Source organism: Streptomyces tsukubensis, assembly GCF_003932715.1.
Lineage (GTDB): Bacteria > Actinomycetota > Actinomycetes > Streptomycetales > Streptomycetaceae > Streptomyces > Streptomyces tsukubensis.
Map to the genome: position 1 here is coordinate 380,046 of NZ_CP020700.1, position 20,645 is coordinate 400,690.

General features: G+C 74.0%; 21 protein-coding genes. 9 read left to right on the plus strand and 12 right to left on the minus strand.

Annotated elements, in window-relative coordinates; genetic code table 11:
- Positions 1 to 591: 591 nt before the first annotated feature.
- From B7R87_RS00980 to B7R87_RS01005, 6 genes are all read left to right on the plus strand, one after another.
- Complete coding sequence (locus tag B7R87_RS00980; RefSeq protein ID WP_006350998.1) at positions 592 to 1,854, plus strand: cytochrome P450; 1,263 nt, start codon at positions 592 to 594, stop codon at positions 1,852 to 1,854.
- Positions 1,847 to 3,589 carry a fatty acyl-AMP ligase gene (locus B7R87_RS00985; protein ID WP_006350997.1) on the plus strand — a complete coding sequence of 581 codons (1,743 nt, stop codon included), beginning with the start codon at positions 1,847 to 1,849 and terminating at the stop codon, positions 3,587 to 3,589. The genes B7R87_RS00980 and B7R87_RS00985 overlap by 8 nt, the downstream gene beginning before the upstream one ends.
- 117 nt (positions 3,590 to 3,706) lie before the next feature.
- Positions 3,707 to 3,991, plus strand: coding sequence for an acyl carrier protein (locus B7R87_RS00990; RefSeq protein ID WP_006350996.1), 285 nt, complete (start codon positions 3,707 to 3,709; stop codon positions 3,989 to 3,991).
- 185 nt (positions 3,992 to 4,176) lie between these two features.
- Entirely contained in the window at positions 4,177 to 5,073 is an 897-nt protein-coding gene (locus tag B7R87_RS00995) for an RNA polymerase sigma-70 factor (RefSeq protein ID WP_130585399.1), read from the plus strand.
- 72 nt (positions 5,074 to 5,145) lie between these two features.
- Positions 5,146 to 5,484, plus strand: a complete 339-nt coding sequence (locus B7R87_RS01000; protein WP_006350993.1) for a PadR family transcriptional regulator — start codon at positions 5,146 to 5,148, stop codon at positions 5,482 to 5,484.
- A 231-nt stretch (positions 5,485 to 5,715) separates the two neighbouring features.
- Positions 5,716 to 6,714 (plus strand): DUF4184 family protein, encoded by a 999-nt coding sequence (locus tag B7R87_RS01005; protein WP_006350992.1) that lies wholly within the window; start codon positions 5,716 to 5,718, stop codon positions 6,712 to 6,714.
- Here B7R87_RS01005 and B7R87_RS01010 read toward each other — a convergent pair.
- Together B7R87_RS01010 and B7R87_RS01015 are read right to left on the minus strand one after the other, a co-directional pair.
- Complete coding sequence (locus B7R87_RS01010) at positions 6,699 to 7,370, minus strand: polysaccharide deacetylase family protein (protein WP_006350991.1); 672 nt, start codon at positions 7,368 to 7,370, stop codon at positions 6,699 to 6,701. The genes B7R87_RS01005 and B7R87_RS01010 overlap by 16 nt on opposite strands.
- A 94-nt stretch (positions 7,371 to 7,464) precedes the next feature.
- Positions 7,465 to 8,286, minus strand: coding sequence for a LysR family substrate-binding domain-containing protein (locus B7R87_RS01015; protein ID WP_130585400.1), 822 nt, complete (start codon positions 8,284 to 8,286; stop codon positions 7,465 to 7,467).
- Between the two features lie 58 nt (positions 8,287 to 8,344).
- On the opposite strand from B7R87_RS01015, the gene B7R87_RS01020 reads away from it, so the two are divergent.
- Both B7R87_RS01020 and B7R87_RS01025 read left to right on the plus strand, forming a co-directional pair.
- On the plus strand, positions 8,345 to 8,749 hold the full coding sequence (locus tag B7R87_RS01020; protein WP_006350989.1) for a DUF5997 family protein: 405 nt from the start codon (positions 8,345 to 8,347) through the stop codon (positions 8,747 to 8,749).
- Positions 8,750 to 8,970: 221 nt separating this feature from the next.
- Entirely contained in the window at positions 8,971 to 9,639 is a 669-nt protein-coding gene (locus B7R87_RS01025; RefSeq protein ID WP_006350988.1) for a response regulator, read from the plus strand.
- A 31-nt stretch (positions 9,640 to 9,670) separates the two neighbouring features.
- Here the strand turns inward: B7R87_RS01025 and B7R87_RS01030 are convergent, their stop codons facing one another.
- The 4 genes from B7R87_RS01030 to B7R87_RS01045 all read right to left on the minus strand — a co-directional run bounded on the left by B7R87_RS01030 (position 9,671) and on the right by B7R87_RS01045 (position 13,956).
- Entirely contained in the window at positions 9,671 to 10,894 is a 1,224-nt protein-coding gene (locus B7R87_RS01030) for a helix-turn-helix transcriptional regulator (protein WP_130585401.1), read from the minus strand.
- A 151-nt stretch (positions 10,895 to 11,045) separates the two neighbouring features.
- A complete protein-coding gene (locus B7R87_RS01035) occupies positions 11,046 to 11,723 on the minus strand; it encodes a lysophospholipid acyltransferase family protein (RefSeq protein ID WP_130585402.1) in 678 nt (225 codons plus the stop codon).
- 184 nt (positions 11,724 to 11,907) lie between these two features.
- Entirely contained in the window at positions 11,908 to 13,122 is a 1,215-nt protein-coding gene (locus B7R87_RS01040; RefSeq protein ID WP_130585403.1) for an MFS transporter, read from the minus strand.
- Positions 13,123 to 13,206: 84 nt separating this feature from the next.
- A complete protein-coding gene (locus tag B7R87_RS01045) occupies positions 13,207 to 13,956 on the minus strand; it encodes an SMI1/KNR4 family protein (RefSeq protein WP_006350984.1) in 750 nt (249 codons plus the stop codon).
- Between the two features lie 232 nt (positions 13,957 to 14,188).
- Here B7R87_RS01045 and B7R87_RS01050 point away from each other — a divergent pair, with 232 nt between their 5' ends.
- Entirely contained in the window at positions 14,189 to 14,704 is a 516-nt protein-coding gene (locus tag B7R87_RS01050; protein ID WP_006350983.1) for a GNAT family N-acetyltransferase, read from the plus strand.
- A gap of 56 nt (positions 14,705 to 14,760) precedes the next feature.
- Here the strand turns inward: B7R87_RS01050 and B7R87_RS01055 are convergent, their stop codons facing one another.
- The 6 genes from B7R87_RS01055 to B7R87_RS01080 form a co-directional block, all read right to left on the minus strand.
- Positions 14,761 to 16,044, minus strand: coding sequence for an MFS transporter (locus tag B7R87_RS01055; RefSeq protein ID WP_006350982.1), 1,284 nt, complete (start codon positions 16,042 to 16,044; stop codon positions 14,761 to 14,763).
- Entirely contained in the window at positions 16,041 to 17,165 is a 1,125-nt protein-coding gene (locus B7R87_RS01060; RefSeq protein ID WP_006350981.1) for a PLP-dependent cysteine synthase family protein, read from the minus strand. Before B7R87_RS01060 ends, B7R87_RS01055 begins: the two co-directional genes overlap by 4 nt.
- A gap of 451 nt (positions 17,166 to 17,616) precedes the next feature.
- Positions 17,617 to 18,096, minus strand: coding sequence for a hypothetical protein (locus tag B7R87_RS01065; RefSeq protein WP_130585404.1), 480 nt, complete (start codon positions 18,094 to 18,096; stop codon positions 17,617 to 17,619).
- 415 nt (positions 18,097 to 18,511) lie between these two features.
- Positions 18,512 to 18,706 (minus strand): hypothetical protein, encoded by a 195-nt coding sequence (locus B7R87_RS01070; protein WP_006350979.1) that lies wholly within the window; start codon positions 18,704 to 18,706, stop codon positions 18,512 to 18,514.
- 132 nt (positions 18,707 to 18,838) lie between these two features.
- A complete protein-coding gene (locus B7R87_RS01075) occupies positions 18,839 to 19,534 on the minus strand; it encodes an ABC transporter ATP-binding protein (protein WP_006350978.1) in 696 nt (231 codons plus the stop codon).
- Complete coding sequence (locus tag B7R87_RS01080) at positions 19,527 to 20,459, minus strand: ABC transporter ATP-binding protein (protein ID WP_045853204.1); 933 nt, start codon at positions 20,457 to 20,459, stop codon at positions 19,527 to 19,529. The genes B7R87_RS01075 and B7R87_RS01080 overlap by 8 nt, the downstream gene beginning before the upstream one ends.
- Between the last annotated feature and the right edge of the window lie 186 nt (positions 20,460 to 20,645).

A 20,645-nucleotide genomic window follows, 5' to 3' on the forward strand; every position in this document is an offset into this window, starting at 1 on the left:
GCCGTGGGCCGGTGTCCGCCGTCGGAACCGTCGAATGGCATCGGCACGGGCCGTCCTCTCGGGTGGGTGAACGCTGTTCGTGACCGGTCGGGAGCCGGCCGCCGACGCGGCCGGGGCGCTCGATGCCGGGGGCCGCACGGTGCTCCCCCGACGCGGCGGGAGTGCGGCGCTCGCGCAGGTCTCCGGACGGCTGTGTGGTGGTTCCGGCGGTACGGGCGCGCGGCGCCGCGGACCGTGGTGCGACGAGGCCCGGTCCGGGAGTGCCGTGGCTGTCGTCGTGCGCCCGCCGGGAACGAGCGGGACAGCCCTTACGATCGGCCATCTTCGCCAGGGCCCCCGGGGGCGTCAACAAACCGTCCGGCGGGCGCGGTTCGCCTGTTCAACCGCGTCGCCGCCGCGTTTGAACAGGCTCCCGCGGTGCGTCGGTGTCAGGATCGGCGGAGCCTTTCTCCGCCCGGGAAGCTGCCGTACTGTCGGCGGCCGGCGGACCCCGGGGCTTCCCGTGGATCCGGCCTGATCCACGAGGGACGACGGGACGGGGGGTGGATTCTCGTGAGGAGCGGACCCGCCGGAGGGGCCGGTGGAGGACCGGTGCCGCCGGACCCTCCCGCGCTGCCGGAGGAGATCGCCGAGCTGACCGATCCCGGCCACCGGGAGGACCCGTACCCGTACCTCGGCAAACTGCGTGAACGCTCCCCGTACCGGCCCTTCGACGGGCTGGTCGTGGTCGGGCGGCACGCCCAGGTGTCGGCCGTCCTGCGGGATCCGGCGATGAGCGCGGCGCGGGACCGGGCCGCGCTCTCGCCCACCCCGCAGGGGCCGCGGACCCGGAACTTCCTCCATCTCGACCCGCCCGAGCACACCCGCTACCGGCGGCTGGTCGCGGGCGCCTTCGCCCGCCGCCAGGTGGCGGGGCTCGCGCCGCGGATCCGGGAGATCGCGGCGGAGCTGGTGGGGGGTGCCGCCGGGCCCGGTGGTTTCGAGGTCGTCGACGGGCTGGCCTATCCGCTGCCGCTGCGGGTCATCTGCGAACTGCTGGGCGTTCCGTTCGAGGACCGCGATCTGCTCCAGGACTGGTCGGCGAAGCTCTCCGAGGCGCTGGACCCGCCGATCGGGCCGGCCGCGGGGCGGATGACGACGGACGCGGCCCGGGCCAGGGCCGCGTTCGTGGCGTACTTCCGCAAGCTGATCGAACAGCGGCGCGACGCGCCCCGGGACGATCTCGTCTCCCATCTCCTCCAGGTCGAGGAGGACGGACAGCGGCTCGACGACCACGACATCCTGACGACCTGTGTGCTGCTCCTCAACGCCGGTCACGAGACGACCGTGAACCTGATCGCCAACGCCGTGCTGGCACTGCTGCGGCACCCGGACCAGCTGGAGCGGCTGCGGGCCGATCCCTCGCTGGCGCCCGCCGCCGTCGAGGAGGTCCTGCGCTACGACGCGCCGGTACAGATGACCACCCGGGTCGCCCGCCGGGCGGGGACGATCGGCGCCGCCGAGGTCCGCCCCGGGGACATGGTGCTGCTTCTGCTGGGGGCCGCGAACCGGGATCCCGGGGTCTTTCCCGATCCGGACCGGTTCGACATCGGCCGCGGTCCCGCGCCCGCCCATCTGTCGTTCTCCGCCGGACCGCATTTCTGTCTGGGGGCGGGGCTGGCGCGGCTGGAGGTCGCGATCGCCCTGGAACTCTTCGCGACGCTCCCGGTCCGGCCCCGGCTGCGGCCCGGCGGTGTCGTGTACAAGCGCAATCTGAATCTGCGGGGCCCGGACCGGCTGCTCATCGACACCGATGCCGTCCGCCCCGCCCCGCCCGCCGCCGAGGGACCACCACAGGGACCGCATCATGGCTGACACGCCTCATGATCTGACCGACGCACCGGATCTGGTGACGCTCTTCCGCGGATATGCGGCGGACCGGCCGGACGCCGAGGCCGTCGCCTTCGTCACCGATCCCGCGGATCCGCTGGGTTCGGCGGTGCGCTGGTCGTACGCCCGGCTCGACCGGGAGGCCCGGGCCCGCGCCGGCCGGCTGCGAGAGCGGTTGCCGCGCGGTTCGCGGGTCCTGCTGCTGCACCCCAACGGGCTGGAGTTCGCCGCCGCCCTGCTGGGCTGTCTGTACGCCGGGATGATCGCCGTCCCGGCGCCGCTGCCCGGCAGCCACCGGCACCACCGCAGACGCCTCGCCGCGATCGCCCACGACTCCGGTGCCGCTGCCGTCCTGACCACATCGGCCGATCTGGCGGAGGTACGGGGGTGGCTGGCCGACACGGTGAACGCGCCGGTCCCCGCCGAGGCGGGCGACGGGCCCGAAGGCCACGCCGACCCGGACGCATGGGAGCCGGTGCCGCTGGACCGGTCGACGACGGCCGTGCTCCAGTACACCTCGGGCTCGACGGGCGACCCCAAGGGCGTGGTCCTCCGGCACGACCACATCCTCTTCAACTCCGCCGTCGGCACGGCCGCCCTCGGCTTCCGGGGCCGGGCGGGCGGCTGGCTGCCGCTCTACCACGACATGGGCCTGTTCACCCAGTTGCTCTGGCCGCTGCTGCGGGGCGAGAGCACCGTCCTGATGACGCCCACGGCGTTCGTCAGACGGCCGGTGCAGTGGCTGCGGATGATCGAGGCGCACGGCGTCAACTCGTCCTTCGCCCCCAACTTCGCCCTGGAGCTGAGCACCCGGAAGGTCCGCGACGAGGACGCGGCGGGCCTCGACCTGTCGAACTGGCACCTCGCGGGCTGCGGTTCGGAGCCCATCGACCCCCGGGTGCTGTCCGCCTTCGCCGACAAGTTCGCCGTCTCCGGGCTGCGCCGCGAGGCCCTCGCCCCCTGCTACGGCATGGCGGAGTCGACGGTGTACATCTCGGGGCACACCGAAGGGCCCGCGGTGACCCGCCGGGTCGACGCCGGCGCGCTGGCCCGGGGCGAGTTCGCGCCCACCGCCGAGGGCGGAACGGCCCGTGAGATCGTCGGCTGCGGACTGCCGGACGATTCGTTCGACCTCCGCATCGTCGATCCCGACACGGCGGAAGTCCTCCCGGAGGGCAGACTGGGCGAGATCTGGCTGCGGGGCCGGAGCATCTCCCCCGGCTATTGGCGTCGGACGGACAGCGCCGCCGTCTTCGACGCGGTCACCGCGGGCGGCGACGGCGGCTATCTGCGCACCGGCGACCTCGGGGTGGTGGCCGGCGGACAGCTGTACGTCCACGGACGGCTCAAGGACCTGATCATCGTGCACGGCCGGAACGTCTACCCCCAGGACATCGAGTACGAGCTGCGCGCACAGCACCCCGAGCTGGGCCGGACGGGCGTCGTGTTCTCCGGCGACGGCGGCCGGCCCGGTGAACCCGGCGAGCCCACCGTCGTGGTCACCCACGAGGTGGCCGGGGTCCCGGCCGACCGGCTGCCCGCGCTCGCGGCCGAGATCCGGCGCACCGTGGGCCGCGAGTTCGGCGTCCGGGTCGGCACCGTCGCCCTGGTGAAGCCGGGCACCGTCCTGCGGACCACCAGCGGCAAGGTGCGCCGGTCGGCGATGCGGGAGCTGTTCCGCCAGGGCCGGCTGCCCTCCCTCCACCAAGACGTCCGCTAGGTCGCTTCTTGTGGATCTTGCCGGGCTCGCATGGCCTGATCCACAAGAAACTCCCTAGCCCGGCCACCCGGGCCGCGCCCGGGAGACCGCGCCGGCCCCCTGCTCCGAAGGAGTCCCATGCACCACGCCACGACGGACGGCGTCCGGGCCGAGCTGCAGAAGTGGCTCTGCGGCTATCTGGCCGACGAACTCGGCGTACCGGCCGAGTCGATCGACCCCGAGGAGCCGATGTCCTCCTACGGCCTGGACTCCGTCCGGGCCATCACCCTGCTCGCCGACGCGGAGGAGCACATCGGCCGCGAACTGGACCCCAACGCGCCCTGGGAGTACCCGACCGTTGCGGCCTTCGCGGGTCTCCTCGCCGAACAGCCGGCCGCCGCCGGACCGGGCCCGCACGACTGACCGCCCGGGCCGGGCCGCGCACCGGCAGCGTATGCCCACGGGTACGGCCCCGGGCTGCCCGGGGCCGTACCGTCCCCACCTGCTTCGGCGTGTCGCATGTCACACGACGGGGTGTCACATTCCGGCGGTCCCGACCGTCGTGTCCGTGACGTCCCCGTCGAGCGCACAGAAACAGGAGACACCCCATGAGCCAGGACGGCCGTCCGGGCCCCGCGACCGAGGTCTTCGTCGCCCATCGCAAGCTGCTCTTCACCGTCGCGTACGAGATCCTCGGATCGGCGGCGGACGCGGAGGACGTCCTCCAGGAGACCTGGCTGCGCTGGGCGGACGTCGACCTCGCCACCGTACGCAACCAGCGTGCCTATCTGGTGCGTATCACGGCCCGTCAGGCCCTCGGCAGACTGCGGACGCTGCGCCGCCGCCGGGAGTCGTACACCGGTCCCTGGCTGCCCGAACCGCTGCTCACCGCGCCCGACGTGGCCGAGGACGCAGCGCTCGCGGAGAGCGTCTCGATGGCGATGCTGCTGGTGCTGGAGATGCTCACGCCCACCGAGCGGGCCGTGTTCGTCCTGCGCGAGGTGTTCGACCTGCCGTACGGCGAGATCGGCGAGGCCGTCGGGAAGACCCCGGCGGCGGCCCGCCAGATCGCCCACCGGGCCCGGGCCCGGGTCGCCGCCCGCCGCCCGCGCGCCGCGGTCTCCCCCGCGGAGGCCCGGGCCGCGCTCGCCGCCTTCCAGTACGCCGTCGAAACGGGTGAACTCCAGGGACTGTTCAACCTGCTGGCACCGGACGTCGTCGCCCTGAGCGACGGCGGCGGACTCGTGCCGTCCGTACCGCAGCCCGTGGCGGGGGCCGACCGGGTGGGCCGCCTGCTGACCGGCGGCCTAAAGACCTTCGCCAAGGGCCTGACCCTCGAACCCGCCTGGGTCAACGGCGGGCCGGCCCTGCTCGGGCGGCGCCACGGCCAGGTGGACTTGGTCCTCGCGGTCCGGATGGAAGGGGGCCTGGTCAGCGAGATGTACGCGGTGCGCAACCCCGAGAAACTGACCTGGTTGACACAGGAGACGGCCGTCGGCCGCTGATCCGGCGCCCCTCGGATCCCGCCCGCCGCCGGGCCGCTCCAGCGGTCCCGGGCACGGAATACCCTGGGGTGCATGAGCGAACGGGCGATGCAGGAACTGGCGCTGCTGGTGCTGACGGCCCTGGCGGACGAACCCCGGCACGGGTATGCGATCGCCCGGGAGATCAAAGGCATCACCGACGGGCGGGTGGTACCGCGGACCGGTGCCCTCTACGGGGCGCTGGACCGGCTGGTCACCGAGGGTCTGATCGAAGTACGGCAGGAGGAGATCGTGGACGGCCGGGCGCGCCGGGTCTTCGGGCTCACCACCGGCGGCCGGGAGCGGCTCGCGCTGGAGACCGAGCGGCTGGCCGTCGCCGTGCAGGAGGCCCGGCGGCGGCTGGGGCTGGGCGGAGCGCCCGCCACCGCCTGACCGAACAACGGTGCCGGTGGCGGCGGATGTCCGCACAGCCCCGGCACCGGGCCCCGCCCCTCCCCCGTGGACAGGGAGCGGCCCCGCACATTCGACATAGTCACTTCAACGGAATACTCTCGATGACGTACCGTCCTTCGGTGCGTCCGGGCAGCCGTGGCCGACGCATGCCTGCGTCTCTCACCGCCCGCAGGCCGCACCGGGTCCGTCCGAGCGAAGGGGTGCCCCGCGGTGCCGTTCACCCTGGCCCATCCGGCCGCCGTCCTCCCGCTGCTGCGGCGCCCGTTCGTCCCCGCGGCCCTGGTCGCCGGCGCGATGGCGCCCGATGTCGCCTACTTCATCCAGACCCTGCCCTTCCGGCCCACCTCACACGTCTGGTACGAGCCGTACTTCAACGCCACCGCGACGCACTCCCTCACCGACGCGCCGACCGTGGCCCTGCCCCTCGCCCTCGCCCTGGTCGCGCTCTACTACCTGCTGCGCGGGCCGGTCTCCGCGCTGCTGCCGGCCCGCTGGGCCCCTTCGCCTCCCGAGCCGCCGGCGGCCGGCGCCGGGGAGCGGCTGCGCACCGGAGCCTGGCTCGTCCTGTCGGCGCTGATCGGCATCGCCACCCATGTGGCGTGGGACTCCTTCACCCACTTCGACGGATACGTGGTCGCCCGGGTGGACTTCCTCCGCGATCCGGTGCCGGGCGGGCTGACGGTGGCCCGGGTGCTCCAGCATCTGAGCACGGCGGCCGGTCTGGTGGCGCTGGCCGTCCATCTCGTCCGCAACAGGCGCCGCACCGGCACCGGGGGCTCCGCCGTCCGTACGCGGCCGCCGCGCGTCGTCCGCCGGGGAGCGGCCACCGCTCTCGCCCTGGCGGCCGGGGCGGGTGCCGTCGCGCAGACCGAGAGCCCCGGTTCGTACCTCCGGGAGGAGGTGGCCGACTACAGCCGTCCGATCGTCACCGACAACGGGAACAGCGTGGACTATCCGGTCCGGACGGCCCGGGTTCCCTGGCCGGAGGCGGCCGAGGAGATGCTGACGCACGCGGCGAAGGGCGCGGGCACCGGACTCGGCGGCGGGCTGCTGCTGTACGGGGCGGCCTGGCACCTCCGCCTGCTGCCCCGGCGCGAACCCGTCCACGGAGGTGCGGCGGACACCCCGGGGCCGGCCGGAGACCGGCCCCGGGCGCAGAGGACACAGGGGACACAGGGGACGGGCAGCGGGGCTCAGTCGGGGATGTAGTCCCGCAGCCGCGCGGCCTTCAGACCCGCGCTGTCGGCCGCCGCCATCACCCGGGCCAGATCGGCGGCGAGGGACGGGGTGAAGTGGAGGAGCACGATGTCACCGGCCTTCAGCGCGGGCGGCGCCGGCGGGGTGCCCCAGGTCGTCTGGTCATGGGTCCAGGTGACCACGGCCTTGGAGCCACAGGCCCGGGCGGCGGTGCGGGTGCGCTCGTCGAAGGCGCCGTACGGGGGCCGGGTCAGCCGGGGCTCCTGACCGAAGGTGACCAGGTGACGGCTGCGCGCACCGCACAGTTCGGCCCGCTGCCCGGCCTCGTCGAGGCCGGTGAGGTCGGGGTGGGTCAGGCTGTGGTTCTCGATGCGGGACGGGCCGTTGTCGACGAGATTGCGGAAGTAGCCGGTGTCGTACGAGGTGGCGTCGGGCAGCAGGAACAGGGAGGCGGGGATCCGGCGGTCCAGGAGTATGCGGGCGGCGGCCGGATCGTGGTACCAGCCGTCGTCGATGGTCACGAAGAAGACCGGGTCCCGGGTCTCCACCCGGTCGACGACCGGTGCGGGCGGCGGCCACGGGGCCGGGGCCGCTTGAGCCGGGGTGCTGAGCCCCACGGCGGCCAGCAGGGAGACGAACACGGCGATCAGTGCACGGGATCTCGGCATGGCACCGGAGAATGTCCCGGCTCCGCACCCCTGTCAATGGTCTGGACCAGAAAGCCGGAGGGGGCGGGTGGTACGGCTCCGGGAACGGCGGCGGTCAGCCGCGGCGGCGGCCTCCGGTGCCGCCGCGCGGGGACTTCGCCGAGGGCCGGGCCGGCCGGCGCGCCTGACCGCCGCCCGCGGCCTTGCCGCTCCCGCCGGTCCTGCCCGTCTTGGCGCCCTTGCCGCCCTTGCTGTTCGCGGCGGGCTTCCCGGCCGTCTTCTTCTCTTCGGGGGCCGGGCGACGGCCCCTGCTGCTGTTGACCGTGCGCCCGCGGACGATCCCGATCAGATCCTCGACCAGGTCGGTGGTGGCGTCCTCGCGCCAGCAGAGGGCGACGGAGGACTGCGGGGCGTCCACGACGGGCCGGTACGTCAGGTCCCGGCGGTGGTGCAGCCGGGCCAGCGACTGCGGGACCACCAGCAGGCCCACGCCCGCCGCCACCAGCTCGACGGCGTCCGCCGTCGTCTCCGGCCGTTCGAGCGCGGGGCGGCCGGGCCGGGTCTCCCAGTCGAGCGCGTCGAGCGCGTCGTCGAGGGGGTGCAGCACGGTCTCGTCAGCCAGCTCACCGGCGGACACCTCGTCCACCGCCGCCACCAGGTGGTCCTTCGGGACGACGACCACCGTGGTCTCGGTGTAGAGCGGGATGGCGCTGAAGACGGTGCGGTCGACCGGCAGCCGCACCAGACCCGCGTCCGCTCCCCCGTCGCGCAGCAGGGCGGACGCCTCGTCCGTCGGCACCTGGACGAGTTCCAGCGGAACGTCCGGCAGCCGCTCCTGCCAGATCCGCACCCATTTGGCAGGCGTCGCCCCCGGAACACAGGCGAGCCGGAACACGGCGGGAGCAGAGGATGCAGAAGCTGTCTCCGAGGCTGTCACAAGGCCAGATTACCGTGCGTGGTCAGAGCCCCGGGCCGCACTCGATATCCTGGGCCCTATGACGTCGCACCAGAGCGCCCAGACCATGAAGCCCGCCACGGCGGCGAAGAAGCTGGGCGTGTACCTCGAAGCCACCCCCGCCGAGTTCCGGGAAGGGGTCGTTTCCCGCGACGAGCTGAACGCGCTCCAGGCCGACCCGCCCGCCTGGCTGCGGGACCTGCGCCGTGACGGTCCGCATCCGCGGCCGGTCGTCGCCGCCCGGCTCGGGATCTCCATCTCCGGGCTCGCCCGCGGCGGGATCACCGACCCGCTCACGACCGAGCAGATCGACGCGCTGAAGGAGGACTCCCCGGAGTGGCTGGTGCGCGAGCGCGCCACGCAGGCGGAGGTCCGCAAGGAGGCGGTTCGCCTGAAGGACCGCCGCAAGGAGCAGGAGGCGGGCGGCGACTCGTCCCGCTCCTGACACTGCCGGGTCCCCCTCGCCGAAGCGGGCACCCCGACCGGGAACGCCCGGTCGGGGTGCCCGCTTCCGTACCGCCCCAGATTTCTGGGGTACGACGGGCCGGTCCTCTCTGAGAACCTCCTGCCTGGCCCGGACGGTATCCGCCGTCACCGGACGACGGACCCGGCACGCCCTGCGGTCCCGGCTCCGGGCGGCCGGTTCGGCGGACCCCGGGGGGCGCAATGGACGGCACAGCAGAGGTCACCGTTGTCGTCGTGGACGGTGATCCCGAATTCCGGATGGGGATGACGGCACTGCTCGGCTCCGTCTGCGGCCTGTCCGTGGTGGCCGAGGCGGCGACCACCGACGAGGCCGTCGCCGCGGTCCGCCGGTTCCGGCCCCGGGTGGTGCTGATGGGCCTGCGTCCGGGACCGGAGGGAGAGCCCGGGATCGACGCCGCGCGGCGGCTGCTGCGCCTGCGGCCGCAGCCGGCCGTCCTGGTGGTGTCCGTGACCGCCGACGACGATTCCGTTCTCGCCTCGCTGCGGTCGGGCGCGCGCGGCTATCTCGTCAAGGGGTCGGGAGCGGCCGTGGTGGAGCGCGCGGTCAGGGCGGTCGCCAACGGCGAGACCCTGCTCGGTCCCGGTATCGGCCGGCGCGTCGCCGCCCGGCTGGCCGGGCCGGATCCGCGCCGCCCCGCCCCGGTCCTGTGCGGGCTGACGTTACGGGAGCACGACGTGCTGGACCTGATGGCCAGGAACCTCGACGACAGGGCGATCGCACGGCGGCTGGCGATGAGCCCGAAGACGGTGCGGAACCATGTGTCCACGGTGCTCGCCAAGCTCCACGCCGCCGACCGGGCGGAGGCGATCGTCCGGGCCCGGGAGGCGGGTCTCGGCGGAGGGCTCTGACGGGCGGGGGAAGCCTCCTCGGTCGGGTACGTCAGTGGTCGGCGGCCGTCGCGTCGTCGAGGACCCGCGGCGTGCTGTGCCGGGCGAAGAGGGTGGCCACCAGATCGCGGCGGCTGCGCACTCCGGTCTTGTCGAAGACCGAGGTCAGATGCTCCTGGACGGTGTACGGGGAGAGCCGGGTCAGCCGGCTGATGTCCGCCGTGGCATGGCCCTGCAGCACCAGGGCCGTGATCTCGGCCTCCCGGGCGGTGAGCCCGTGGGCCGCGGTGATCAGCGCGATGTGCTCCCCCGGGCCCGCCGCTTCGACGGCGACCGCGACCCGGGCGGGGCCCTGGCCGTCCAGACGCCAGGCGTGCAGCCGGACCCGGCCCCGGGTCCGGGTGTGCGCCCATGAGGCAAGGGACCCGGAGGCGCCGGGCGCGCGTACCGCCGCGGCGACTCCGTAGAGGGCGGGAGGCAGCCCGCCCTCCGTCCGACGCGCCGGGTCCCACCGTTCGGCGGTTCCGGTCCGGGCTGCGGGCTCGCCGGGTGCGGGCAGCTCGTCCAGCCAGAGCCCGGCGGTGGGGCTGAGCTGGACCGGGGCGTACGCGTCGTCCAGGAGGACGAGCGCAGGGGCCGGGACGCCCCCGCCGGGCAGCGCCAGGACGCTGCCGTCCGCGCCGTCGACGCCGTTGACGCCGTTGACGCCGTCTGTGCTGCCGTCGGCACCGGCCCGCCGGGCCAGATGGAGTCTGCGCAGGCTCTCCCCGAGCGGCCGGGCGATCGCCCGGGCCACGGCGGCCGCTTCGGGGCCGTACGGCGGGGTGTCCCGGCCGGTGCCGAGGATCAGGGCGCCCCAGACTCCGTACCGGTCGCTCAGCAGGATCCGTACCTCGTCGGTGAGACCCAGGGGCCGGATGATGTCGCGGTAGCGGGGGCTGCGGTCCCGCACACCGCCGACGGCCTCGCCGAGTACGCCCACCGGTACGGCGCCCCGGGCCAGTTGGGGCAGCCCGTTGACATCGCCTTCGCGGTACTCGATGTCCAGCATGCGCGGGAGATAGCGGACCGGGACGGCGTGCCGGTAGTGGCCTCCGGTGTTCATCAGGGTGACCGGGTCGACGGTGATCCCGGCCCAGACGTCGGACCCGAGCACCGGGTGAACGGCCTGCATCACCCCGTCGAAGAACTCGTCCACGCCGTTCGCCTCGGCGGCCGCGCGCACCGCGGCGTCCCGGATCCGGCCGACACGTCCCGCTTCCCCGTAGCGCGTCATGACCGCAGCGTAGAACTGGTGTCCACCGGACGCCGAAGCATTCGGCCGCGCGCCGCCCGGCGGGGAGTGCCGAGTCCAGGGCCGAGTCCAGGGCCCGCCGGAGCGCGGGGCCCGCGGCCTGCCTCCGGAGGCGGGCACGGGCCGCCGGCGGTCACCGGGCGAGGGCGTCCGCGGTGGGAGCGGCCGGTTCACCGAGGCAGGCGGCGGCCGTGCGCCAGGCGCCGGTGACGGCCGCGCGGGTCTGCGCCGTACCCCGGGCGGGGTCCCGGTCCGGTACGAACGGTGCTCCGATGTGGACGTGCAGCCGGGGGCGGCGCAGCGGTGCGGTGGCCAGGCCCGCGAGTTGCCGGGCCGGGGATCCGGAGGTGATGCGGCGGGCGCCCGCCTGGCCGACGGGGACGACGGCGGCCCCGGTCAGCGCGGCCAGCCGGGCCGGACCGGTGCGGAAGACGCCCGGGGGCTCCTCCCCGGCGCCGGGGCGGGCCGCGATGCCGCCCTCGGGGTAGACGAGGACCAGCCGGCCGCGTTCCAGTGCGGCGGCCGCGTCGTCGAGCGCCCGGGCGGCGCGGCGGTCGTGCCGGTGGACGCGGATATGTCCACCGCGGCGGAGGAGGCTGCCCAGGACGGGTATCCGCCACAGTCCGGCGGCGGCCAGCACCACGGGCTCCGCGCCGTGGCGGCGCAGTGCGGCGAGCACCACGGCCGGGTCGGCGAGGGAGGTGTGGTTGGCGACGACGATGCTGCCGGGGGCCAGGACGGCGGCCGGGTCGGCGGTGACCGAGAGCCTGCCCACGGCGGGCAGCAGAGCACCTGACAGCGGACTGAGCATGACGGGGGCCTCCGGCCTCGGTGAACGGTGTGTCCCCCGATCATGCGCGGTGTGCCGGGGCCGCGGCCTGAGTGCGGATACTCAGGGCGGCGGGTGGTCCGTACCCGTATCTGTATCTGCTCTGCATCCCCCGCGCGGGCAATCCCGCTGCCGGGGTGGGGCGGTGTCCGGTACGGGCCGTCCGTCAGTGCGTCGCGATCTCCGCACGTCTGCGGTACAGCCAGAGTCCGGTGCCGAGGGCGACCACCGTCGCGCAGGCCGCGAAGATCAGTCCCGCGTCCCGTACTCCGAGCGCGACCGCCAGCGCCCCGACCCCGATGACGGGCAGTGAGATGCCGGTGTAGGCGACGACGAAGAAGGAGGAGACGGTCGCGGCGCGATGGGCGGGGGGTGCCGCGGCGCTGACGGCCGCGAGTCCGGAACGGAACGCGAGGCCCTGCCCGAATCCTCCGCACAGCCCTCCGGCGACGAGCAGGGCGAGGGAGCGCACCGCCAGCGAGGCGCCCACCAGCAGCAGTCCGGCGACCAGCACGGCGCAGCCCAGCGGCAGTGCGGTGCTCGCCGGGAACCGGCCGGTGACCGACTGCCCCGCGGTGGATGCCAGGAACACGCCGAACACCACGGTTCCGGTGATCGCGAGGTTGTGCTCCCCCAGGGTTTCGGCGAGGAAGCTCGGTGCGACGGCGGTGAACAGTCCGAGGAGGGAGAAGCCCGCGAAGGCGGCGACCGCGGCGGGGACGAAGACGGCCCGCACCGCGGCGGGTACGTACAGGCCCTGCGGCCGGAGCCGGGACCGGGGCCGCGGATCCGCCACGGTCTCGGGCAGGGCGAGGACCACCGCGCCCGCGAGGGCCAGCAGGACGAGATGGACGAGGAACGGCAGGGTCAGCGGCGCGGGCGCGTACTCGGCGAGGAATCCGGCGATCAGGGGGCCGCAGCCGAGACCGCCCATATTGGCCGCGGTCGCGGCGAATCCGGCTCGGGAACGGTCCTCGGGGGCGGCCAGTTCCATGACGGTGACGGTGGCGGCTCCGCTCAGCAGTCCGGCCGAGAGGCCGGAGAACACCCGGCCCGTGTAGAGCAGCGGCAGCCCGTTCTCCAGGAGGAAGCAGACCGCGCTGGCGGCACCGCACAGCAGGGCGACGAGCAGGACGGGCCGCCGGCCCGCCCGGTCGGAGTGGTTGCCCGCCAGGAGGAGGGTGAGGATCACACCGACCGCGTAGGTGGCGAAGACGAGTGTGACCGTCAGTTCGGAGAAGCCGATCTCCTCGCGGTAGAGGCCGTAGAGCGGGGTGGGCAGGGTCGTCCCGGCCATGCCCACGGCGAAGACCGCGGCTGCGGCGAGATAGCCGGGGCGGTGCCGCGGAGCGGGCCGGTGACCGGGCGCACGAGGGCTCATCCGACTACCATATGATGATTTGTTGGGGTTTTCCGGGCTTGACGCCGGTCCGTCCGGGGTCGTCGGCCCTATCTCCCCGGGAGCCTAGGAGGGCTCCCGGGCCGCTTCGATCCAGCCGTACAGATCGTCCGTGACGAATTCGCCGCGCTCCCCGATGTCGTTCGCGGCGTCGTCGGCCGGGAGCCGGTGGACCGTGGTGCGGTCCCGGCCGTGCCGGCGCATGAACAGCCCCGTACCGCGGCCGTCGTCACCGACGAGGACCCAGTGCGGCGCCCGGCGCTGCATCTCGTGGGCCTCGTTGCGGTCCTTGAGGAGAGCGGGCCCGTAGACGACGGTTCCGTCGGGCAGGACGGCGCCGGGGGTCGTCCGCCAGAGCCGGGCGACCGAGGGGTTCGGTCCGTCCCCCAGACCGCAGGCGAGCGCCGTCCACACCGTCAGGAACCCGGCGAAGGAGTCGGCGAACCGCTCCTCTTCGCCGGTGAAGTGGTCGCGCCGGACGACCGGAAGCTCCGGGCCGTCGCCGGAGCCGAGTTCGAAGCCGTAGGTGTCGCCGCCGTCGCCCGCCCGGTGGAACCAGAGCCGGTCCCCGCCCTCCCACCCGTCGAGGACGTCGATCGCCCCGATCCAGTGGAGGGGCGCCACGGTCCCCACCCCGGCCCGGTGGAGACTGCCCTCGCCGTACTCCGCCAGCCACCAGCGGTAGGCCGGGCAGAGCGGTCCGACGACGGACTCCGCGGCCCGGATCGCGTCTTCCGTCTTGCCCCTGCCCGGCTCGACCGTGATGCCGGGGACCGTGGCGACCAGCTCCCGGAGGAGCGCGAAATCCGGTTGCATGGGCGGGAGTCTGCCATACGGGTGATCCCGCCGGGCCCGGGTGCGGTACGGGCCGCGGGCAGGGCGGGCGGGTATTCCCCGGGGCCGGACGGCGCAGCGTGTTAGCGTGGCGGCGCTTCCGCCCGCGACGGCCCGGTCCGCCCCGAATCCACCCGGTTCCGCCGATGGCCCGCCGACCGGTCGCCGCGCATCCGCCCGTAAGCCCGTAAGCCCTGAGAACGGAATCCCCTACATGACCGCATGGACCACCCGCCCGGAGACCGCCGACGATATCGCGGCCGTCCGTGAGATCAACCTCGCCGCGTTCCCGACCGCCTTGGAGGCCGATCTCGTCGAGGCCCTGCGGGCCGATCCGGAGGCGTGGATCGACGGTCTCTCCCTGCTGTCGGTGGCGGAGGGCGGCCGGGTCGCCGGGCATGCCCTGCTCACCCGCTGCCGGGTCGGGACGGAACCGGCTCTCGCCCTCGCGCCCTGCGCGGTCAGCCCCTCGTACCAGCGGCAGGGCGCGGGGGCGGCGGCCGTCCGGGCCGCGCTGGACGCCGCCCGGGACCTCGGCGAGAACACCGTCGTGGTCCTCGGACACCCCTCGTACTATCCGCGGTTCGGCTTCGTCCCGGCCTCCACCCTCGGTATCCGCGCCCCGTTCGAGGTGCCGGACGAGGCGATGATGGCCCTGACCCTCGACCCGGGCCGCCCCGCGCCGGCCGGAACCGTCCACTACCCGCCGGCCTTCGGGATCGACGAGTAACCAACGAGCAACCGCCGGGTGGTCGACGGGCAGCGCACGGTCCGGTGCCGGGCCGGTCAGCCGGGGGCGGCGGCCGGTACGGGGGCGGTGAGGCGTCCCGTACGGTGCAGGGTGTGCAGGGCCAGGGCACAGAGCAGGCCGAGCGCGGTCAGCACCGTCCACGGCAGGGCCGGGAGCCCCGCGTCGCGCGCCGTGTCCAAGGCCGCGCCGGTCAGCAGATTGCCTACGGTGATCCCGATTCCGCAGACGGTGTTGTAGAGACCGTAGTGGGTGGCGACGCGCCGCTCCCCGCCGAGCCGGACGACGGTGTCCATTTCGAAGGGGTACGCGATCATCGTGCCCAGGGCCAGCAGCAGTGCGGCCAGCACGGGCGGGACGACGGCGAGCGCGGTCCGCCCCGGGCCACCCTCGGGCAGGGGCAGCGCGGTCGCCGCCGCCAGGGGGACGAAGGCCGCGCCCATGACCAGCAGCCCCAGGACGAGCGCCCGGCCCGGCTCCGTACGCGCCCGGCACCAGTCGGTGACCCGGCGCTGGAACAGGATCGTCGAGAGCCCGGAGACGGCGAAGAGAAGTGCCACCGACACCGTGCCGGAGGTTCCGTCGCCGCCGAGTCGCCTCACTTCCAGCGGCAGCGCCAGATACACCTGGAAGGTCAGGACGTAGGAACCGGTCATGGCGGCCGAGAAGAGCAGGAAGGGCCGGTTGGTGAGCACCGTGCGCCATCCTCCGCCGGGATCCTTCCCGGTGGCGGGCTCGGCCGCGGCGCCCCGCCGGGCGGGCAGCGAGCGGATCTGCACCGCGCTCAGTACGGCGAACACTCCGGCTGCCACCAGGCAGGTCAGCTGGAAGTCGACGCCCGTCAGGACCATCCCGACCAGGGGGCCGAGCAGAATGCCCGCCTGGTAGAAGACGTTGAAGAGGGCGAACGCCTCCACCCTGCGCTCGCCCGCGTCCGCCGCGACATAGGCCCGTACCGCGGGGTTGAACAGGGCTCCGGCCAGCCCGGTCGCCGCGGAGGCCGCGAGCAGCGCGGGCAGTGAGTCGACGAATCCGAGGGCGGCGAAGCCCACGGTCCGCAGCAGACACCCCGCGACGATGAGCGGTTTGTAGCCGTAGCGGTCCGCGAGGGCGCCGCCGACGAGGAACATGCCCTGCTGGCTGAAGTTGCGGACGCCGAGGACCAGTCCGACGACCCAGCCCGCGAGCCCGAGGGAGCCGGAGAGGTGGACGGCCAGATAGGGCATCAGCATGTAGAAGCCCAGGTTGATGGTGAACTGGTTGACCATCAGCAGCCGGACGCTGCGTTCGTGGCTCCGGAAGGCACCGAGGGTGCCCGTCACCGGTTCGCGCTCCCGCCGGTGAGGGCGAGCGGGTCGACGACCGTGCCGCAGCGGGTCCAGCGGGTGACCGGCTCGTCGGGCCGTGCCACGACGTCGGGTTCCGCGGCGGGCGGACTGCCGAGCAGCCCGTTCGCGGCGCAGTAGTCGTCGTCGTAGACGGTGCCGAGATAGCGCTGGGGCCCGTCGGGGAAGACGGCGGCGATCCGGGTGTGGGGCGACAGGGTGCGGGCCAGCCATCCGGCGACCAGGGCGACCGCGCCGACGCTCCAGCCGCCGGTGGCGTAGTGGGAGGCGGCCAGGGTGCGGCAGGCCCATACCGCCTCCGCGGGGTTCACCCAGTGGACTTCGGAGAAGTTCGCGTAGGCGACGTTGCGGGGGTAGATGCTGGAGCCCAGTCCGCGCATCAGCCGGGGTCCGGCCTGCTGTCCGAAGATGGTGGAGCCGACGGTGTCCACGCCGACCAGGCGCAGCCCGGGATAGAGCTGGCGCAGCACCCGGGAGATTCCGGCCGAATGGCCGCCGGTGCCGACGCTGCAGACCAGGACGTCGACCTGGCCGAGTTCGGCGGCGATCTCCAGGGCGAGGGGGGTGTAGGCGGTGGTGTTGTCGGGGTTGTTGTACTGGTCGGGGCACCAGGAGCCGGGGTGCTCACCGGTCAGCTGGGCGACCCGGTCGCGGCGGGCCTGCTGCCAGCCGCCGGTGGGGTGCGGTTCGCGGACCATGTCGACCTCGGCTCCGTAGGCGGTCAGCAGCCGGGTCATGGACGGTTCCAGACCGGGGTCGGTCACCAGGGTGACCGGGTGGCCGTAGACGAGGCCGGCGAGGGCGAGTCCGAGACCGAGGGTGCCGCTGGTGGACTCGATGATCCGGCCGCCGGGGCGCAGCTCGCCCCGGGCATGTGCGCGTTCGACCATGTAGAGCCCCGGCCGGTCCTTGATGCCGCCGGGGTTGAAGCCCTCCAGCTTGGCCCAGAAGCCGCGGTCGCCGGTGGTGAAGGGCTCGGTGACCCGCAGAAGAGGGGTGTTGCCGACCAGCCCGGAGAGTGCGGTGCGGGCGGCGGGGCCGGAGTGTGCAGCGGTACGGGTGGGGCGGCTGGTGCCGAAGGGCGGGGAGGTGGTCATCGTTGTGTGCTCTCGTTCGTCGAACCACGGGGGTTACGGGCGCTGCGGGCACCCCGGCGGGCCGGCGGCCGCGGGTGCATGCCGACCGGTGTTCGGGAAACCGGTGACGGGCATGCGGGAGCGGCAGGCGGAGACGGGCCGGGGAGACGCGAAACGGACGGGCTGCGCGGCGGCTGCCACCATGGGCAGCGCTTTCCGGCAGAGGAAACCGGCAGGGGGAATCACCGAGGAAAGGGAAGAGGTTTTTCCACCTGGCGGCGAATCTTTATCGGCAGTGGGCGGTTCGATACTTCGGCAGTGCAATTCCCGTTGTTCGCCGGTGATTTCGGGCAGGGCCGAACCATCACGGTCGAAAGGGGAATCCGGGCGCGTTGCACCGTATCGCCGACTGCGCGAAAAGGGCGGAGGGAAAAGGAGGGCGGGCCGGGACGTCAGTGGGCCCGGACAAGTCCTAGATCCGCAGGATGCCCGTCACGGGAGCGCAGCGGGGTGCGGCGGCGCGGTCGTCGATGCTGTCGCCTGCGACGGCGCGCGTGGTCCGGGCGGTGACGGCGCCGGGCGGCGGTGGGCCCGAACCAGGCCCGGCCGTACCGCTGTTGAGCTGCGGCTGGCCGGGCATGCACCGCTCGGCGGGGTGGGCCGAACCGTCGGAATGCGCGGAGAGACCGGCGTGCGCACCGAAGGGGACCGCGGCCGGTCGGGGTGCCAGGGGGGCCGCAGTCGCGGCGCGTTCCACTGTCGCCGCGGGTGGGAAGTGGCCGGGGGTATCCGCCGTGGCGGCGGCACCGGCGATATGCGCGAAGGGGCTTTCCCGGTTCACTCCATGGGTGAACACCAGCCCGAGGACAAGGAGTGCGAGCCACACCAGATGCCACGGTCCCCGTAATTCCGAGGACCGCGGCATACCAATGGCGGGCCGCTCCGTAATCATGCCGTGATCATAACCGCTTCTCCGGCGACAAGCGCAACTCGCACTTCCCGATCCGGCCGTGCATGGCCGTAATCATTCCCTGCGCGTCGGCGCGGCTTCACCATCGACGGAAACCCGGCCCGCCGGGTCCGGCAGGTCCGGCGGTGTCGGCGGAGTCGGTTCCGGGGCGGCGGGCGGACGCAACGTCGTCGCAACCTCCCGGTGGGTTCACTGGCCGCTCGTCCGGCAGCCGGTACCTGCCGGGGAAGGAACACGGCCCCGGCGGGCGCAGTTCCGCTCCGGGCGGACAGCGCCAGGGGATGGTGCGAGTCGGCGGCCGCCCACCACCTCCGGGCGGCCGCCGTCACCGGGCCGGGCTCCCGGAGCGGAGTCGGCGCCGCTCCGGGACCCGGTCCGGGCCCTGCCCACTGCCCTGTTACGGCTGAAGGCCGCTCACGACCTCCGCCGTCGCCGCGACGCCCTCGTGGATCGTGGGCGCCATGCTGGTGCCCGCGAGGAAGAAGCCGAGCAGGGCGCAGACGATGGCGTGGGAGAACTTCAACCCGCCGTTGCGCAGGAAGACCACTGCCAGGATCACCAGAAGCAGCAGCACCGACATCGAGACGACCATCACCAACCTCCTCCGCCGCGCCCAATTTGCGGCTTTCGTCGGCCAGTCTGGCGTAGCGAAGGGTCCGTACAGCCTTCCGGCGTGTCCGCCGGACGGGTGGTTGGGCGGCCGGAGCGGAGTTACCGGCGGAGTTCAGACGCCCGTCGGGCGCTGAGCACCGCGAGCGGCACCGGCCGGAGCCACCTCGTCCCAGTGCACGGTCCGGTCGCACCAGCGCTCCAGCAGCACCCTGTCGTGTCCGACGGCCAGCAGACCGGCACCGGTCCCGCGGCGGTAGGTTTCGACGACCGCCACCAGCGCGGCGGTGGTCGACGCGTCGAGCATCGCGGTCATCTCGTCGCAGACCAGCCACCGGGGGCGGAGCACGAGGGCGCGGGCCAGACACGCCCGCTGCAACTGTCCGTCGCTCACCTCGTGCGGACGGCGGCGCAGCAGATCGTCCGTCAGCCCCACCTCGGCGGCCAGTTCCGCGGTGCGGCCCGCCGCCTCGGCCCGGCGGCCGGTCGCCCGCAGCGGCTCAGCGATCAGGTCCTGGAGGGTCAGCCGGGGATCGGCGGAGAGCCGGGGCTGCTGGAACACGACGCCGATCGCGGTGCGCAGTTCGCGCGGGGCGCCGTACCGCCAGCCCCGGACGGGCACGCCGTCGACGACGACCCCGCCGGACCAGGGCCGGTGCAGCAGCGCGGCGACCCGGGCGAGGGTGGACTTTCCGCAGCCGCTCGGGCCCAGCAGCCCGACGGCCTCGCCGGGCGCGAGGGTGAGCGACACATCACGGACGACCGCGACACCCCGCTCGTACCCCGCGGTGACCGAGGTCAGTTCAAGCACGGTGCACGTCCTTCGTCGAAGCGGCCCGGGCGGCCGCCGGCGTCACCGGGTGGTGGCAGGCGACACCGTCCGTGAACGCGGGCCGGACGGCACAGCGTTCCCCGGCCCGGTCGCAGCGGGCGGCGAAGGCGCAGCCCTCGGGCAGGTCACTCAGCTCGGGCGGCAGCCCCGGGACGGCGGTGAAGTCGCGCTCGGGCAGGGCGTTCAGCAGTCCACGGGCGTACGGATGGCGGGGCCCGGACTCACCGAAGAAACCACGGGCACCGGTCAGTTCGACGATCCGGCCCGCGTACATCACGGCGACCCGGTCAGCGATCCGCTCGGCCGCCGCCAGATCATGGGTGATCATCAGCAGGGCCCGGCCGTCGTCGGTGTGGCGGCGCAGTTCGTCCGCGGTCCGGTTGACCAGATCGCGGTCGAGGCCGGTGGTCGGCTCGTCAGCGAGCAGCAGAGGGGCGTCACCGATCAGGGCGAGCGCGGTGGCGGCGCGCTGAGCGAGCCCTCCGGACAGCTCATGGGGATAGCGGTCCAGATGGTCCGCGGGGAACGCGGCGCGTTCGGCCGCAGCGACGGCGGCCGAACGGGCCGCCTTGCGGGAGAGACCGGTCAGCTCCCGCAGGGTCTCTTCGATCTGGGCGCCGACGGTCCGGACGGGGGTGAGGTGCGCGGCCGGTGACTGCGGTACGAGACCGACCAGCCGCCCCCGTACGGTAAGCGCCAGGGTGTGCTCGTCGGCACCGAGCAGCTCGGTCCCGGCGACGGTGGCGGTACCGGCGGTCTGCGCATTGCCCGGCAGCAGCCCCAGCAGCGCCGACGCCAGTACGGACTTGCCGCAGCCGCTCTCACCGACCAGGGCCAGGCACTCCCCCGCCGCCAGGTCGAAACTCGCACCGCTGACGGCGGCGACATGACGGCCGCCGCGCATCCGGAACCGTACGGAGAGATCGCGTACGGAGAGCACCGGGGACGCCGTGCCCTCGCTGCCGGTCCGGGCGGCGGCCACGGACACCCGGGCGGCCGCGCGGGCATCGCCCAGGTCGGCCAGATCGCTCACGTCGCTCACAGCGCCCCTTCCGTTCGCTTCTCCGCCCCCGCGGCTCAGAGGTGCACC